Source organism: Streptomyces sp. NPDC015127 (assembly GCF_043080095.1).
Taxonomy (GTDB): domain Bacteria; phylum Actinomycetota; class Actinomycetes; order Streptomycetales; family Streptomycetaceae; genus Streptomyces.
The window spans coordinates 234,830-250,737 of sequence record NZ_JBIBVE010000012.1; the positions used below are offsets into that span (position 1 = coordinate 234,830).

A 15,908-nucleotide genomic window follows, 5' to 3' on the forward strand; every position below is an offset into this window, starting at 1 on the left:
TCAGCCGGGCAGTGATCAACTCATTGATCATCGCGGCACCAGGGGGTAGTTCATGGCAGCCAGGCCTCTCGTCGCCCGACAGCCGAACGAACGGTTGCAGGCACTCATCCAGGAAGCCGGGTGCTCGAACGCCGGCCTCGCACGGCGCGTCAACATGGTCGGCACCGAACGGGGCCTGGACCTGCGCTACGACAAGACGTCGGTGGCCCGCTGGCTGCGCGGCCAGCAGCCGCGCGGCCGGGCGCCCGGCATCATCGCCGAGGCGCTGGGCCGCAAGCTCGGGCGGACGGTCACGATCGACGAGATCGGCATGGCCAACGGCAAGAACCTGGCGACCGGCGTCGGCCTGCAGTTCTCGCCGACCGTGGTGGGCGCGATCGAGCAGGTCTGCGAGCTGTGGCGGTCCGACGTGGGCCGCCGCGACTTCCTGTCCGGCTCGGCCGTCGCCGCCTCCGCCCTCGTCGAGCCGAGCCGCGACTGGCTGATCACCGGCGCGGACGCCCAGGTGGCGCGCACGGCCGGGGCGCGCGTCGGCGCCTCGGACGTCGAGGCGGTACGGGCCATGACCGCGGCCCTGACCGAGCTGGACCACCGCTTCGGCAGCGGACACGTGCGGCCCGTCCTCGTCCACTACCTCAACAGCGTGGTCTCCGGCCTGCTGTCGGGCGCGTACCGGGAAGCGGTCGGCCGTGAGCTGTTCGCGGCGGTCGCCCGGCTGACCGAGCTCGCCGGATACATGGCCGTGGACACCGGGCAGCCGGGGCTCGCCCAGCGCTACTACATCCAGGCCCTGCGGCTCGCGCAGGCCGCCGGTGACCGCGGCTACGGCGGCTATGTGCTCGCCGCGTCCATGAGCCACCTCGCCGCCGAGCTCGGCAACCCGCGCGAGATCGCGCAGCTGGCCAGGGCCGCGCAGGAGGGGGCGCGCGGGCAGGTCACGCCACGGGTCGAGGCCATGTTCCACGCGGCCGAGGCCCGCGGGCACGCCCTGCTCGGCGACGCCCGCACCTGCCACGAGGCCGCCGCCAGGGCGGTGGCGGCGCTGGAGCGGGCCGAGCCGGACACGGGCGACGACCCGGCGTGGATCACCCACTTCGACGAGGCGTATCTCGCCGACGAGCTGGCGCACTGCCACCGCGACCTCGGCGAGGCGGGGGCGGCCGCCCGCCACGCGGAGGACGCGCTCTGCCGCCACCCGGCCTCACGCGCGCGGCGGCGCGCGATCGGACTGGTGCTGCTGGCGTCGGCCCAGGTGCAGCAGCGGGAGGTGGAGCAGGCCTGCCACACGGCCACGCGCGCGGTCGACCTGCTGGACACGCTGCGCTCGAGCCGGGGCGCGGAGTATCTGGACGACCTCCAGCTGCGGCTGGAGCCGTACGCGGACGAGCCGGCGGTGCGGGAGCTGGCCGCGCGCCTGGAGCTGCGGGCGGCGTGAGGAGCGGGCCGCGGCCGGGTGTGCGGAAGGGCTTTCTGCCATGCCGCGGCAGGCATGAACAGCGTCCTGTGTCCGCATATTGTTACTGCTCCGGCACGTGTGTGCGGAGCGCTCCGGGCACCCGGTAGCGTGAACCGACGATTCCGTAGGTCCACATGTAGGAGTCCCGGTGACGCACAGCGGACAGGGTGACGAGCAGCGGCTGCCGGCCGCGCGGCCCGCGCACGAAGGCGTCGTGCTGCCCGCCGACGGCAGCGAGCCCCTCATACCCGGATCCCCGGGAGCACAGGCGGCCCCTGCGGGCGGTCAGCCGTGGGGCGCGCCGTGGGGGCCGCAGCAGTCGCCGCCGCCGGCGCCTCCGGCGGCGGACGGCTACGGCGCTCCGGCACCGCAGGGCTACGGACACCCGCCCGCGCCCGGCCCGCAGGGCTACGGGGCCCCCAACTCCCCTGGCGCGCCGGGTGCTTCGGCACCACAGCCGGGTTACGGCTACCCGACCGCGCCCGGCCCGCAGGGCCCGCAGGGCTACGGGGCCCCCGACTCGCCTGGCGCGCCGGGTGCTTCGGCACCACAGCCGGGTTACGGCTACCCCGGCGCGCCCGCGCCCCAGGGCCAGCCCGGGGGCTACGGCTACCCGGCCGCTCCCGCGCCGCAGGCCGGTGGCGCCGGTCACCCCGGTGGACCGGGTCAGGCCGGCGCTCCCGCGCAGGGTCAGACGAACGGCTACGGCGCTCCCGCCCCGCAGGCGCAGCCCGGTGGCTACGGCTACCCGGCCGCTCCCGCGCAGCAGGGGCAGCCCGGTGGCTACGGATACCCCGGTGGACCGGGTCAGGCCGGTGCTCCCGTGCCGGGGCAGACGAACGGCTACGGGGCCCCGGCCCCGCAGGGGCCTGCCGCGTCCTCCGCGCCCGTGCCGCTCGCGCAACACGGGATCACGTCGCAGCCGTTGCCGCCGCAGGACGCTTCGCAGGAGGAGCGGACCCAGATGCTGCCGCCCCAGGGCGGCCAGGGCGGCCAGGGCGGCCAGGGCGGCCAGGGCGGCCAGGGCGGCCAGGGCGGCCCCGTCGGGGACGCCGACGCCACGCAGTACATCCAGCCCGTCGGCGGCGGCTCCGTCGCGCCGCCCGGGGCTCTGCCGCCCGAGATGCCCTCCGAATCGACGACGTTCCTCGGGACCGCCCGCGCCGGCGGGAGCGACTCCGAGGCCACGCAGTACATCGCTCCCGTGCCGCCCGCCCCCACCGCCGCGCCGTTCGGCATCCGGCCCGGCGCGCCGGGGGACCGGCAGCCGCCCGCCGAGTTCGACAGCCTGTTCCGTTCGGACGCGCCCCGGGCGCAGCCCGCCGACTCCACCCAGCACATGCCCCGGTTCGACGCCCGGCAGGGCGGTGCGCAGCCGTCCGGGCCCCGTTACGACGACGAGCCCGTGGCGCGGGGAAGGCGGTCCATCGTGCCCGTCGTCGCCGCGCTCGTGATCGGCTGCGCCGTGCTCGGCCTCGGTGTCGGGGCCGTGATGTCGGGCGGTGACGACGAGAAGGACCCGGCGCCGGACGCGAACGTCGCCGCCAGTACCCCCGCGCCGAGCCAGAGCGCGTCCACCCAGGCCGCCGACCCCGCCGAGCCGCAGGCGAAGGAGCTCGACAAGCTGCTTGCGGACAGCAACAACAGCCGGGCCGCGGTGATCCGTTCGGTCGAGAACATCAAGGTCTGCAAGAACCTCGACCAGGCCGTCACGGACCTGAAGGGCGCGGCCGCCCAGCGGCGCAGTCTGGTGACCCGCCTCGGCGGCCTGACGGTCGACAAGCTCCCGAACCACGCCGCGCTGACCTCCGCGCTGACCAGGGCCTGGCAGGCGTCGGCGTCGGCCGACGACCATTACGCGGCCTGGGCGCAGCAGGTCAAGGCCAAGAAGGGGTGCAAGGACGGCAAGGCCCGCGTCACGTCGCGGACCGCCCAGGGCAACCGGGCCAGTGGTGAGGCGACGAAGGCGAAGAACGAGGCCGCGCCGCTGTGGAACGCGATCGCCCGGAAGTACAGCCTGACCGAGCGGCGCAGCGAACAGCTGTGAGGCCCGGAGAGGGGCGGTGAATCCGGTTCACCGCCCCGCCGCGGCACGGCTCAGGACGCGTCCATCAGCGTCTTGCCCACGTCGACGAACTTCTTGTCCTGGGCCACCAGCCGTCCGTCCCGCACGACCTGGAACGTCACGCTGCGGTTGACGATCCGCGGATAGCCCGGCGCGCCGAGCATGTCCTCGTAGCCCCACCGCAGCGGCGGCGTCAGACCGTCCGTCGACACCTCCAGGCCCTGGTCGAGGGCGTGGGAGATGCGGCCCGGGGTGATCGCGTCGCTGTCGAGCGCGCGGATCACCCGTTCCAGCACCGTGTACGCGATCCAGGTGGTCTGCACGCCCGCGTCGGCCGGGTCGATCCGGTCGTCGCCGAAGGCGTGGTCCATGACGACCTCGCGCATGCCGTCCCAGCGTCCGTCGTTGGCGTCCGGGTACCAGCCGGTGATGTAGGCGCCCTCGAAGGGGCCGTTGCGGCCGCCGGTGCGGTCGACGAGGGGCTGGCCGACGCTGCCGATGACGGACGAGATGCGGATGTGCCGGCCGTCCTCGGGCAGGCGCCGGAAGGAGTCGAAGAAGGTCTCGGTGCGGTCGCCGAGCGCGGCGGTCACGCAGCCGGGCCGGGTGCCGGAGGAGACGGTCTGCGTCCAGGTGGGCTGCGTCGCGCGCCTGCGGGCCTGCGTGGCCTGCTCGGTGTACTCGGTGGCGTCGTCGGGCGCGAGGATGTCGGCCGACGGGATGTCCCGGTTGCCTTCCTCCAGACCCGAGTTGAGCAGCTGGACGAGGTCGTCGCCGTTGATGCTGTCCGGGCGTACGAGGGAGACGCCGGCGCAGTAGTCGGCGAGCTGCCTGCCGTTGCCGGCGACCAGGGCGGGCTGGCCGCCGTTGACCGGGTAGGAGAGGTAGCTGGTGAACTCCTCGCCGGACAGGCCGTATCCGCCGATGAAGGGGATGCCGGCGGCCTCCAGGGGCGCCATGAAGGAGCCGTACTGGCTGTAGGAGCCGACGACCGCCGCCGCGCCCTCCTTGACGGCGCGCCGGGCGCAATGGGCCGCACCCTGGGGGGTGTTCCGCTCGTTGCAGGTGATGACGCGCAGGTCGTGTCCGTCGATGCCGCCGCGTGCGTCGGCCCAGCGTTCGTACGCTTTGGCCATCGCCATCATGCCGGGCATGTTGGTGGCCTTGGTCTCCTCCGGGGCGAACGTCATGACGGTGACGGGCTCCCTGGAACCCCCCGGTTCTCCAGGGAGGACGCCGCAGCCGGTGACGAGGGCCACTCCTGCCGCCACCGCCGTGGTGCAGGCGGCACGTGCGCGACGGGTCGTGGAGGGGCGGGAGGTGGGGGAACGACGCCAACCGGTCATGGCACCGCACGTTTCCTTCCCCCGGGGAACGGCACAGTGAGCGTTGTTCAACGCAAGGTGACCGGAAGGTGAATTACAGGGGCGGGTCCGGGTGATCGAAAAGGGAACGTACGATCGAAGGCGTGCAGCAAGGTTCGGTCAACCCTTCCCGTCGCGCCCGTCGCTCCTCCACCATGGGCGGCATGCCGCTCAATGACATGCCCTGGTGGCGCTGGCGCAGCAACGTGCGCTCGGCGCTGCACATGCTTTCCGATCCCGTCTTCCATCAGGAGTGCTGGCTGGCCGGGCTCGAGGGGTACGGCGACGTCACGGACGCCGTCTACCGCCTGGTCGAGGACACCTGGCTGGACAACTGGTCGGCCGAGAAGTACGTCGGCACGATCTTCCGCGACTCGGGCGAGGCCGCCCTGGTGGACGTCGCCGTGCTGCGGGTGCTGCGCATCATGCACCAGGTCGGCGCGGACGCCCCGGTCTCGGCGTACATGGAGCACCACGGCTGGCCCGAGGCCGTGCGCGCCGCCCGCGACGCACACGTGCGCCTCGCGTCGAACGACGGCGAGGACCCGGACGCGCCGCCGCGCTCGCTGGACGTGCTGCGGATCATGACCCGGTCGGTGTGAGCGGATGAGCCGGCTGTACACGACCACGTCCGCTTGACGGACGCTGTCCGGGCCCGCCGCCCGTTTGTGGCAGGCTACAAGGATGACTGACCAGTACGTCCTCACGCTTTCCTGCCCGGACAAACAGGGCATCGTGCACGCCGTGTCGAGCTACCTGTTCATCACCGGCTGCAACATCGAGGACAGCCAGCAGTTCGGAGACCGGGACACGGGCCTGTTCTTCATGCGGGTGCACTTCTCCGCCGAGGCCCCGGTGACCGTGGACAAGCTGCGTGCCGGCTTCGCCGCCGTCGGCGACGCCTTCGAGATGGGCTGGCAGATCCACCAGGCCGACGAGCGCATGCGGATCATCCTGATGGTCAGCAAGTTCGGCCACTGCCTCAACGACCTCCTCTTCCGTTTCCGCACCGGCGCCCTGCCGGTGGAGATCGCGGCGGTCGTCTCCAACCACACGGACTTCGCCGAGCTGGTCGGCTCGTACGGCATCCCCTTCCACCACATCCCCGTGACGAAGGACACCAAGGCCGAGGCCGAGGCGCGGCTGCTGGACCTCGTGCACGACGAGAAGGTCGAGCTGGTCGTCCTCGCCCGCTACATGCAGGTGCTCTCCGACGACCTGTGCAAGCAGCTCAGCGGCCGGATCATCAACATCCACCACTCCTTCCTCCCGAGCTTCAAGGGCGCCAAGCCCTACCACCAGGCGCACGCCCGGGGCGTGAAGCTGATCGGCGCGACCGCGCACTACGTGACGGCCGACCTCGACGAGGGCCCGATCATCGAGCAGGAGGTCGAACGCGTCGGCCACGAGGTCACGCCCGAGCAGCTGGTGGCCGTCGGCCGCGACGTGGAGTGCCAGGCGCTGGCCCGCGCGGTGAAGTGGCACGCCGAACACCGCATCCTGCTCAACGGGCGCCGCACGGTCGTCTTCGCCTGAGCCGGCGGGAGCCGAGGAGAGCGGGGACGCGTCCCTACGGCTCTCCCGCGTCCGGCGACCCGGCCACCGGGTTGTCGCAGAGGTCGTCCAGGACGAACGCCCCCTCCTTCTCTTCCTCCTTCTCCCGCTGGAGCGCGGTCTCCGCGTCCAGCCGTTCGAGCAGGCGCGTCAGGAGCGCCGGGTCGTCCGGGTCGCCGACGAACTCCAGCACGGCCCGGTAGAACGCGTCGCGCAGCGTCGGCGGCATCGCGTCCGAGGCGTCCAGGCAGATCCGGCCCGCCGAGTCGAACAGCTCCTGCACCGCCCGTGTCCCCGGCGACGGCGCCTTCGAGGCGAACGTGCCGCCGGGGAAGAACGGCCGCTCACCGGGCTTCGCGGCGTCCGCCCAGTCCTTGCGGGCGGGTGCCGAGGTGAGGCGGCCCAGCAGGTCCCAGGCGGCGGCGCTCGGCCGGAAGACCGCCGCCATGTCGCCGGACACCTCGAAGGCGCCGCCGCCGTCCGCATCGGCCGCGCGGGCCCTGTCGAGGTGGCGGGCCGTCGGACTGGGCCGTACGTCGTCGCCGTAGTGCCTGCGGATGAACGAACCCTGGTGCTCGTGCGTGCAGTCGCCGCGGTTCAGCAGCCCGTAGCGGCCGTCGTCGAGCAGCTCGAAGGAGTCGGTCAGCGCGTCGGGCGCGGGGGAGCGGCCGTTCGCCGTGAGCATCCGCGCCCACTCCTCCCACTCCGGACGCGTGCTCGTCCACGAGCTCTCGCCGGTCGCCCACCGCTCGTACGCGTCCGAGCCCCGGCGCTGGAGAATCAGGTCCTCGATCCAGTCCGTGCCCGGCCAGCCGGAGGTGGCGCCCGAGTTCAGGCCGAGGCACCACACGGGCTCGCCCTCCGCCGCGTCCGTACGGCTCCACACCAGCGACTTCAGGTCGACGCGCACCGGCGCCCAGAAGACGTGCGTCCGGGCCGCCCCCTTGCCGGGGACGGTGACCGGAGGCGCCCAGGGCGGTATGGCCGCCCCGGCCACGTTCTCCGGCAGCGGATGGGCGTCGCCGGAGAGCGCGTACTGGGCCAGCTCGCCGGGGCTGTTGAGGATCGCCAGGTCCGGTGGCGCACCGGCCTGGAGCTGGGCGACCAGGGTCTCGCGCAGCGAGCGCGTGCCCTTGTAGACGTAGCGGTGGCCGGTCTTCCTGCCGATGCTCTTCAGCGCCTCCACGAACGGCGTCTCCTCGCCGTCCGTCCACGGGCCGAGGACGACGAGCGTCCGCTCCTCGGGGGCGCTCGCGCAACCGCCCGCCGAGGCGGCGGACACCCCCAGCAGGCAGGCCGCCAGGGCGAGCCTCAAGCGCTTCATGCGTCGCTGTCCTTTCGCCGGGCGACGTGCGGGGGATAGGGCCGTGCGTAGAGGTAGAGCGTGACGCCGCAGGCCAGCGCGCCGAGGCCGGTCGCGGGCATGGCGATGCCCGCGGTCAGCGCCCAGCCGTCCGGGTGCGCCGACCGCATCCGGGCCGCCGCGTCGGTCGCCACGCGCTCGATATCGCGCCCGACCCCGGACACGGCCGTCACGTACTCCAGCTGCGCGACCGCGTGGTGCACGTCCGCCTGCGCGGCGTGCTCCTGGGCGCCGCCGACGGTGAGCAGCGCGGGCGTCAGCAGGACGGGCACCGAGGCAGCGACGATCTGGACGCTCACCAGCCGCAGCCGGTCCCGCAGGAACACCGACGTGCCCACGACCGCGAAGGCGAACGCGACGGCGACCAGCGCCGCCGCGGCCGCCGCGGCCTGGGTGAGCGGGCTCCAGGCGGCCAGGTCGGCGCTCTCGTCGAGGAGTTGCTCCTCCAGGACCTCGATGCGGTCCAGCACGGTGGTGGGTTCCTGCGCGCCGCCGGCGGGCTGCGGGCTGCGCAGCATCCCGGCCGCGTACGCCACTCCCGCCTCGCGCAGCACCCGGCTCGTGCGGTTGCGGTCCGCCCAGGCGATCTTGTCCCCGTACGCGACGACGAGACCGGACACCACCCGCAGCTCCTGCTCCTGCCCCTTGCTCAGGGCCCCGGACTGCGCGACCCGGTTCAGGCTCTGGGTGGCCTCGGTCAGGTGCGAGCGGTACGTCTCGCCGAGTTCGACGAGACCGGCGTGCTCCGCGTTCAGCAGCCGTAACTCCGCCTGGGCCTGGGCGAGCCCGAGGGAGGTCCGCGCCTGGGCGAGGCCCACCAGTGCCGGTACGGACCGGTCCCGCAGTTGCTCGGAGCGCCGGTGCACGTCGTTGTAGGCGGCGGCGCAGAGTGCCAGGGCGATCAGCGCGAGGGCGGGCAGCACGAGCATCCTGCGCCGCAGGAACGCGGCGGTCGGCCGCCCGGGGCCGGGCGACCGGCCGGTGGCCCGGCTCCACAGGGCCGGCGGGACACGTCGCCCGTGCCGCCAGGCACGGCCGCCGAGCCGCCGCAGCGTGGCGGCGAGCGAGGCCCAGCCGCCCCTGCGGCCGCCGCCGTCGTCCTGCCCCGCCGGACGTGAGGGTCCCTCGTCGCGGTGCGCGTTGCCGCCGTCGCGCCCGGCCGTGGTCGCCGGTCCCTCGTCGGGGCGTGGTGCCGTGGCGGGCGACGCGCCCGTGCCGCCCGCCGTCATGCGGACTCCTCCCCGCTCCGGAGCAGGACGCGCCGGGCCCACCCGGGCCAGGACGTCGAGCGGGCGCCGTTCCGGACGTGGCGGACGCCCAGGGGGCGGGTGCGGAACGCCCGGTCCAGCAGGGCCTCCGCCAGCGCCGCGTCCTCGGGGCGGTCCGTGCGGGGGACCTGCTTCGCCAGCCGGCGATAGCTCGCCGACAACTCGTCGCGCAGCTGCCGCTCCGTCCTCGGGACCTGTTTCTCCGAGAAGCCGGCCGCCGCGAGCCGTGCCAGGGGGCCGCCGGAACCCGGCTCCTCGTCCGCCTCCTCGACCAGGCCGAGCAGCATCGACAGCAGCTCCGTCCTGATCCGGTCCTGTGCCGGTCCGTCCGTGAGCCCCTCGTCGTTGGTCAGCCGGTGCAGCGCCGCGTAGGCGTCGGCGGGCGAGCGCCGGTTCACCTGGATGCGCACGACGGCCGTGCGCGCGGCCGTGCGGTGCCGGGAGTCCGGCGGCACGCTCTCCAGGTACGCGCACGCCTTCTGCCACTCGTCCGCCGCGAGATGGATACGGGCGAGCCCGAACGCGGCCGCGCCCATCGCGTGGTTGCGCTGGAGCACCGCCTCGTAGAACTTCTTGGCCTGCGCCACGTTCCCCTCCCGGTCCGCCGGCGGTTGCGGCGGCTGCGCCGACTCCCTCTCCCCGGGCGGTGCGACGGCCAGCTTCTCGTGGCAGTAGCCGAGCGCGAGCTTGGGCGCGTACTCGCCGGGGATCGCCCGGTACACCGCGTCGAAGCCGCGCCAGGCGTCCGCCGTGCGGCCGGACGCGAGGTCGATGAGCCCCTGGTGCCAGTCCAGCCGCCAGTCGTACCGGGACCTGTCGCCCAGCCGCTCCTCGGCCAGCGCCCGTTCCGTCTCGGCCGATGCCCTGTCCCCGAGCTGGAGATGGAGCCGGCAGCGCAGCAGATGGAGTTCCGGTGAGCGCTCCCACTCGCGGCTGAGCTGGAGCAGACCGGCCGGGTCGTCGTACGACGTGCGCTGCAGCTCCTTCCAGTTGGGGTCCTGCACGTCCGGCTTGGGCTTCGGCAGCGCCACCGCCGCCTCGGCCGGGTCCGGGATGCGGGCGCCGAGACGGTCCGGCGGGCGGTCCGTGCGCCAGCGCTCCAGCGGTGGCGCCTTGCCGAGCTGGCCGTCGAGCGCGGCGGCCGGCGGGTCGAACAGGGTCGACGGCTGGTAGGTCTCCTCGCCCAGCCGCAGCGACCGCAGCTCGCGCAGCACCCCGCGCAGCTGGACGGCCATCTCGTCGGCGGAGGCGTACCGCAGCTCCGGCTGCTCGGCCATGGCGCGTCCCAGCGCGCGGTTCAGCGACTCCTCGCCGATGTCGGCGGACGGCTCGGGGTCCCGGGTCAGCAGCTCGCGCAGCACGGCGCCGACCGTGTAGAGGTCACCGGCGGTCGTCATCTCGCCCATCGGGCCCGAGCGCGGCGGCTTGTGGGTGACGGGCCCCGGCTCGCCCGGCTTGCGCACGCCGGCGACGTCGATCAGCTTGATGCCGTCGCCGCAGTGCAGGACGTTCGTGAGCGACAGGTCGCCGTAGACGAGCCCCTCCTTGTGCAGGTGGCTCAGCGCGTCCAGGATCAGCAGCCCGTACGTGACGACGAACTCGCGGACCCGCGGTCCGGCGAACGGCGGTCTCCGCTCGGCGATGCGGTCCGCGACCCACGACAGCGGCGCCCCGTCGGCGAACTCCATCACGATGAACTCGTCCGGCGCCGACGGATGCCGCGCGTAGTTGACCACCCGGATGATGGACGGGTGGTTGAGCCGCACCAGCCGAAGCCGCTCCTGGTGCGCCTGGCGGACCGCGGCCGGGTTGTCGGGGTCGAGGACCCCCTTCAGCGCCACCGGCCGCTTCTCCAGCAGCAGATCGCGGGCCAGATACACCTGTCCGTGGCTGCCCCGGCCGATCGGCCCCACCACCTCGTACTGCTGGTGCAGCAGGTCGCCGGCCGCGAGTTTGGCGCCGGAGCGGGCGGTGACCAGCGCGTCGGGCGCCCCCACGGTGACGACCGGCAGATCCTCCAGCCCGTCGCCCGGCGGCTCGGTGACGAAGTCGGGCGGCCCCGCAGTCCGGTGCAGGATCTCCTCCCTGTTCTCGGCCTCCAGCAGCGCCGTCTCGATGTCGACGGCGACGCGGAACATCGCGTAAGGCAGCGCCTCGCTGTCGTACGACAGGCCGCCGGGGCGCAGTTGGGCGAGCTTCGCCCGCAGCCGCTCGGCATGCGCGTGGCGCTCGGCTGCGTGCTCGGGCCGGTCGGGGTGCTCGCGGATGCGCCGCTCGCACGCGGCGAGACGGTCGAGCCGGGGCCGCAGCCGGCCGGCGCGGCGGTCCGGCCAGTCGGGCTCCATCAGGTCGGCGCGCACCTGGTCGAGCAGGGGCGAGCGGCGGTCGCTGAAGACGAGGAGCAGGCGGGTCCCGCCGCCGGCCCGCAGGGCGCGCAGCAGGTCCATGATCTCGCCGTCGGGCGAGGCGGACCGGTCCACGGCGAGGAAGGCGATGTTCAGGGGCGGGCTCTCGTCGGCGATGCGCCGCAGCAGGGCCTCGTGCGATGCGGGAGCGGCCGGGTCCGCATCCTCGGGGACGTCGAGCCCGATCCGGTCCGCGGCCTGCCGTGCCAGCTCCTCCACCGTGCGGTTCGTCGCGTCCACCGCGATGTCGATGCTGCCCAGCCGCGGCTCACCCGCCGAGGCGGGCATCGCCGACGGCGTCGGCGGGCTCTGTTCCCGGTCGGCCAGCGTCAGCACCGACCGGATCGTGTACCGGAGGTCGTGCTCGCCCACCCCCGCGAAGACCGGCTCCACCGGATCGGTGTCCGGCTCCCCGTCCAGCCAGCGCGTCAACCGCCGCTGGAGCCCCGGCACCCGCCCGGAGACCGTCCGGTCCGGCGCGACCGCGACGTCCCGGGACACGGCCCGCAGTCCGGTGATCTTCAGCCCGAGCCGCTCCAGCCGTTCCCGCCGCAGGTGCCGCAGCACCGTCTCCGTCGGGATCATGTACGCGTGGTCCCGGCGCACTCGTGCCTCCGGCGTGCCGAACTGGTGCACCAGGATGCCGATGACCCGGCGGGAGCGGCTGTGCACGACGCCGCAGCCGCTGTAGCCGTGGCGCACGACGTACGGCGAGTCCTGGGTGTCGAGCTGCACCCACTCCGGTGTCGGCGCCGGCCCGCCGCGGCCCATCAGCCGGGCGTCCAGGTGTTCGCCGCCCGGCAGGTCCTCGGGGTAGCCCGTGAAGTGGACCGGTTCGCCGTAGGCCGGGATCTGCCGGTGCAGCACCGCGGCCGGGATGTCGTGCGGCAGACCGGGCTGGTCGTCCAGTTCGAGCAGGGCGACGTCGCCGCCGAAGTCGGGCGTGGGCTCGATGAAGTACTTGGGGACCACGCGGGCGCGCACCGGCGCGCCCACGCGGCCGGACTGCGCGGGGCGCACCACGTCGACGTACACCGTGTCCAGCCGGGCGCGGGCGCCCGAGTGGTCGGGCGGCGACAGGACCGTATGTGCACAGGTCAGTACCCAGGAACGGGACAGGAGGACTCCGGCGCCCAGCGGGGTGCCGCCGCGGTCCGGTGCGGGCAGCAGGCGTACCCGCCAACTCTCCTCGAACGCCGAGGAGTTGGATGTGCGATACGGATCGCTCATACTGGCCAACGATAACTACGGGAAGCGGGGGGCGCGATGGCCGAGCGTGACGAAACCGCGGTGGCAGGGCTGGCCGAGGTGATCGGTCAGGTCCGCGACGAACTGGAGCGGGCCCAGCGCGCGGGGGCCGGCCGCGATCTGCGGTTCAGCGTGGAGAGCGTGCAGCTGGAGTTCGCCGTGCAGGTCAGGCGGGAGGCCACGGGCAGCGGCGAACTGCGGATCGGCGTGCTGACCGCGGGCGGTGGCGGCACGAAGGGCCATGACCGCACCCACACCATCCAGATCCAGCTCAAGCCGCACGGCAGCGACGGCAACCCGAACATCAGCGTGGGCGGCCTGCGGCCGCGCTAGGGGGTGTCTTGTCGATCAGGCCGGACAGGAGCCAGGGTCGCCCGCGCGTCGAGGGGCTCTCGCGGACGCCGGGCCGCACAGCTTGCGGTGGCCTCACGGCCCGCCGACGTCGCACAGTCCGCGGCGGTCTCACAGCCTGCTGAGCGAGGCCGCCGCGAACAGCACGTCGCGGATCGCCTCCCGGTCCCCGTCCTGGCCTGCCGCGGCCTCCTCCGGTGACACGTGCCCGGCGACGAGCCGGCAGAACTCGACGCCGTCCAGTGCCACTTGGGCCACCGACCGGTCGGGTGAGCCGACGGCGGCCGGGGAGTCCAGGGCGATGTACCAGTTGCCTCCGCCGGACCCCTCGACCTCCAGGTGCAGCGAGCGCCCCGGCGCGCCGGCCGCCACGAGATCACGTGCGGGCCCGGCGAGACCCGCGCGGCGCCGTTCGGCGAGCGCGGCGGGGAGCAGGCGCGCGGCGAGGTCGATCATCCGGTTGAGGTGGGCGCCGCTCGGCGGCGCGTAGGGGTAGTCGACCGCGTCGGCGATGTCGTCGGCGTGGATCCAGCACTCGAAGGCCCGGTCGAGGAGCGAGTCGCGCAGGGGCAGGGCGAACGCCCCGTACGACACGGACAGTTCCGCGACGCCGCGCCCGGCGAACGACACGGTGCGGATGAGGGTGTGGCTCTGGTCGCGCCATGGCTCGCGGATCGTCCGCGTGGCGGCCGGCAGGCCGGCGGTCTTCCAGAACGCCTCCGTCCGCTCGGCGGGCCGTATGGGCGCGGTCCGGCCCAGCGGGTCCTCCAGTCCGAGCGCCCCGGAGACCAGGCCGTCCACGCTCATCAGATGCCCGATGACCCCGGCGACGGTCGTACGCCGGTCGACCTGCCGGTCGCCCTCGAACCACTTCAGCCGCACGGGCGCGTGCCACTCGGAGTCGCCGATGTCGCGCAGCAGCGCGTCGAGCCGGGCGGTCTCGGCGTCGTACGGGTCGGCCCAGTCGGGCACGGGGATGCGGGCGGGCCTGCGGCCCAGGCAGTTCTCCAGGACCCGGAAGCGCAGCAGGGGGTCGAGGTCCAGGTCGCGGTCGGAGTGCAGCAGCCCGACCGCGTCGCGCAGACGCAGCGCCTCGTCGGCACAGGGAGCGCACTCGCCGAGGTGCTCCTCGACGGCGGCGGTCTCCTCCGCGGAACAGGCGGACAGGGCCCATGCGCCGAGGAGCGACTTGAGCACACTGTGCGACGTGGGGCCGCCGGGGGCTGTGCCGCCGGTGACTGTGCCGCCGGGGGCTGTGCCGCCGGCCGGTACGTCGCCCGCGGCGTGCGCGCCCGCCGTACCGGACGCCTCGGGCGTGCCCTCGGAGCCTGGGCCGGTCCCGGCCGAGGGCCCCGGTTCGCGGTCACCGCCGCGGCCGTCGCCGCCGTCGGCCCCGCCCGGGCGCGGCGCAGTCGAGCCGTCACCGGCCTCGGGTCGCGGCGGGCGGTACGCCTCCGGGGACAGGTCGTCCGCGGCCGGCCTCGGTGCCGGTATGCGCGGAACGCCTCGCACCTCGTCCCCTCCCCGGTCCCGCTCGGGCCCGTCGCTGCCGCCGTCGAACGGCCCGCTCACAGCGCGCGTCCGTATCCGGGCGGTGACGACCCCTCCAGTGGGCGCGTGTGCGCGGTGGACAGCAGCTGGAGGCCCAGCCGCAGCCTGCGCCGCGCCTCGTCCTCCGTCACCCCGAGGTCGGCCGCGGTCTGCCGGTAGTCCCGGCGCTGGAAGTACGCCAGCTCCAGCGCCGCCCGCAGCGGCGCGGGCATCGACGTCACGATGTAGTCGGCGCGGGCCGCGACCGCCGCGCGCCGCACCTTCTGCTCAAGCTCCTCCGCGCTGCCCCCGCCGCCACGGGCCAGGGCCGCCGCCTCGCTCTGGCGCAGCCGGTGCACGGCCTGCTTGTTGGTGAGCCGCGCCACCCAGGAGCGCATCGAGCCCTGCTTGGGGTCGTAGGCGTCCGGGTTCTCCCAGATGTAGCCGAAGACCTCGCGGGTGACCTGGTCGGCCGCCTCCTCGTCCTCCAGCACCCGGTGCGCCTGGCTGTGCACGAGCGCGGCGAACCGGTCGTACAGCTCCCCGAGCGCCGCGGCCTCGCCCCGCGCGAGCCGCTGCTGCATCTTGCGGTCCCAGCGCGGTGGTGCGTCCTTCGCCATGCGGCCCCCAGCCGTCTCGCCCTCGCAGTCCCGTGCCTCATTCGAATGTAGTGCGCCGAATGACGTACGCACCCTGCTTTGCGGCAAGTACGCCCGTCGGCGCCGCCCGGGATGGTAGGAGTCCGCCGGGCCGGGCCGGGGCTGTCGGGCGGAGGGCGGAACTCAGGGTGACATCCGTCGCGTTTCAGGGAGAGACGGCAGGGCAGTGGCCAGTGGAAGGACGGCTTCCGGTCTCCGGGCCGGCCGGTTCGACGAGAGGTCCGTACGTGATGATGCTCAAGGTGGCCGTGACCCGGCAGGGCGCGTGGACCGTGCTGCACGTGTGCGGCGAGCTCGACCTCGTGTCCTCGCCCGTGGTCCGCCAGCGGGTGCACGACGCGGTGGCGGCGGGGGACCGGGATGTGGTCCTCGACCTCTCCGAGGTGTTCTTCTGCGATTCCAGCGGCGTGGGCGTGCTCGTCGCCGCCCGCCGGCTGATGCGCTCGTGCCAGGGCAGGCTCCGGCTGATACTCCCCGCGCGCGGCGCGGAGGAGGGCTCCCACGTGAACAGGGTGCTGAGCGCGCTCGGCGTGCGCCGCCTGTTCGAGGTGTACGCGGACGCGGTCTCGGCCACGGACGAAGAGGCGCAGCCCCTCTCGGCGTGAGCGCGCGCGAGGGCGGCGCCGTCGCGTCACCAGCGCGTCT

12 protein-coding genes are annotated in these 15,908 nt (G+C 74.2%); 6 read left to right on the plus strand and 6 right to left on the minus strand.

Annotation, left to right across the window (positions count from 1 at the left end):
* Window positions 1–52 precede the first annotated feature (52 nt).
* A complete protein-coding gene (locus ACF08N_RS24565) occupies window positions 53–1,435 on the plus strand; it encodes a transcriptional regulator (protein ID WP_392326822.1) in 1,383 nt (460 codons plus the stop codon).
* A gap of 169 nt (window positions 1,436–1,604) precedes the next feature.
* Complete coding sequence (locus tag ACF08N_RS24570) at window positions 1,605–3,503, plus strand: hypothetical protein (protein ID WP_392326823.1); 1,899 nt, start codon at window positions 1,605–1,607, stop codon at window positions 3,501–3,503.
* Window positions 3,504–3,553: 50 nt separating this feature from the next.
* Here ACF08N_RS24570 and ACF08N_RS24575 read toward each other — a convergent pair whose 3' ends face one another.
* Complete coding sequence (locus tag ACF08N_RS24575; RefSeq protein WP_392326824.1) at window positions 3,554–4,867, minus strand: ABC transporter substrate-binding protein; 1,314 nt, start codon at window positions 4,865–4,867, stop codon at window positions 3,554–3,556.
* A 173-nt stretch (window positions 4,868–5,040) separates the two neighbouring features.
* On the opposite strand from ACF08N_RS24575, the gene ACF08N_RS24580 reads away from it, so the two are divergent.
* Both ACF08N_RS24580 and purU read left to right on the plus strand, forming a co-directional pair.
* Complete coding sequence (locus ACF08N_RS24580) at window positions 5,041–5,487, plus strand: hypothetical protein (protein WP_392326903.1); 447 nt, start codon at window positions 5,041–5,043, stop codon at window positions 5,485–5,487.
* 82 nt (window positions 5,488–5,569) lie between these two features.
* On the plus strand, window positions 5,570–6,421 hold the full coding sequence (purU, locus tag ACF08N_RS24585) for a formyltetrahydrofolate deformylase (protein WP_392326825.1): 852 nt from the start codon (window positions 5,570–5,572) through the stop codon (window positions 6,419–6,421).
* 34 nt (window positions 6,422–6,455) lie between these two features.
* On the opposite strand, the gene ACF08N_RS24590 is transcribed toward purU, so the two are convergent.
* Genes ACF08N_RS24590 through ACF08N_RS24600 form a run of 3 tightly spaced genes read right to left on the minus strand, consistent with a single transcriptional unit; the run spans window position 6,456 to window position 12,705 of the window.
* Entirely contained in the window at window positions 6,456–7,763 is a 1,308-nt protein-coding gene (locus ACF08N_RS24590; protein ID WP_392326826.1) for an extracellular solute-binding protein, read from the minus strand.
* Window positions 7,760–9,031, minus strand: coding sequence for a hypothetical protein (locus ACF08N_RS24595; protein ID WP_392326827.1), 1,272 nt, complete (start codon window positions 9,029–9,031; stop codon window positions 7,760–7,762). Before ACF08N_RS24595 ends, ACF08N_RS24590 begins: the two co-directional genes overlap by 4 nt.
* Window positions 9,028–12,705 carry a tetratricopeptide repeat protein gene (locus ACF08N_RS24600; RefSeq protein ID WP_392326828.1) on the minus strand — a complete coding sequence of 1,226 codons (3,678 nt, stop codon included), beginning with the start codon at window positions 12,703–12,705 and terminating at the stop codon, window positions 9,028–9,030. Before ACF08N_RS24600 ends, ACF08N_RS24595 begins: the two co-directional genes overlap by 4 nt.
* Window positions 12,706–12,741: 36 nt before the next feature.
* Here ACF08N_RS24600 and ACF08N_RS24605 point away from each other — a divergent pair, with 36 nt between their 5' ends.
* On the plus strand, window positions 12,742–13,056 hold the full coding sequence (locus ACF08N_RS24605) for a trypco2 family protein (protein WP_392326829.1): 315 nt from the start codon (window positions 12,742–12,744) through the stop codon (window positions 13,054–13,056).
* 129 nt (window positions 13,057–13,185) lie between these two features.
* Here ACF08N_RS24605 and ACF08N_RS24610 read toward each other — a convergent pair whose 3' ends face one another.
* Both ACF08N_RS24610 and ACF08N_RS24615 read right to left on the minus strand, forming a co-directional pair.
* On the minus strand, window positions 13,186–14,646 hold the full coding sequence (locus ACF08N_RS24610; RefSeq protein WP_392326830.1) for a zf-HC2 domain-containing protein: 1,461 nt from the start codon (window positions 14,644–14,646) through the stop codon (window positions 13,186–13,188).
* Window positions 14,643–15,224 carry a sigma-70 family RNA polymerase sigma factor gene (locus tag ACF08N_RS24615; protein ID WP_392326831.1) on the minus strand — a complete coding sequence of 194 codons (582 nt, stop codon included), beginning with the start codon at window positions 15,222–15,224 and terminating at the stop codon, window positions 14,643–14,645. The genes ACF08N_RS24610 and ACF08N_RS24615 overlap by 4 nt, the downstream gene beginning before the upstream one ends.
* Window positions 15,225–15,493: 269 nt before the next feature.
* Here ACF08N_RS24615 and ACF08N_RS24620 point away from each other — a divergent pair, with 269 nt between their 5' ends.
* On the plus strand, window positions 15,494–15,868 hold the full coding sequence (locus tag ACF08N_RS24620; RefSeq protein ID WP_392326832.1) for an STAS domain-containing protein: 375 nt from the start codon (window positions 15,494–15,496) through the stop codon (window positions 15,866–15,868).
* Window positions 15,869–15,908 lie beyond the last annotated feature (40 nt).

Excerpts from the sequence above, each read along its gene's own strand:
- ACF08N_RS24565 (WP_392326822.1), top strand. The coding sequence starts at position 53 with ATGGCAGCCAGGCCTCTCGTCGCCCGACAGCCGAACGAACGGTTGCAG.
- ACF08N_RS24575 (WP_392326824.1), bottom strand. The coding sequence starts at position 4,867 with ATGACCGGTTGGCGTCGTTCCCCCACCTCCCGCCCCTCCACGACCCGT.
- ACF08N_RS24580 (WP_392326903.1), top strand. The coding sequence starts at position 5,041 with ATGGGCGGCATGCCGCTCAATGACATGCCCTGGTGGCGCTGGCGCAGC.
- purU (WP_392326825.1), top strand. The coding sequence starts at position 5,570 with ATGACTGACCAGTACGTCCTCACGCTTTCCTGCCCGGACAAACAGGGC.
- ACF08N_RS24590 (WP_392326826.1), bottom strand. The coding sequence starts at position 7,763 with ATGAAGCGCTTGAGGCTCGCCCTGGCGGCCTGCCTGCTGGGGGTGTCC.
- ACF08N_RS24595 (WP_392326827.1), bottom strand. The coding sequence starts at position 9,031 with ATGACGGCGGGCGGCACGGGCGCGTCGCCCGCCACGGCACCACGCCCC.
- ACF08N_RS24600 (WP_392326828.1), bottom strand. The coding sequence starts at position 12,705 with ATGAGCGATCCGTATCGCACATCCAACTCCTCGGCGTTCGAGGAGAGT.
- ACF08N_RS24605 (WP_392326829.1), top strand. The coding sequence starts at position 12,742 with ATGGCCGAGCGTGACGAAACCGCGGTGGCAGGGCTGGCCGAGGTGATC.
- ACF08N_RS24615 (WP_392326831.1), bottom strand. The coding sequence starts at position 15,224 with ATGGCGAAGGACGCACCACCGCGCTGGGACCGCAAGATGCAGCAGCGG.
- ACF08N_RS24620 (WP_392326832.1), top strand. The coding sequence starts at position 15,494 with ATGATGCTCAAGGTGGCCGTGACCCGGCAGGGCGCGTGGACCGTGCTG.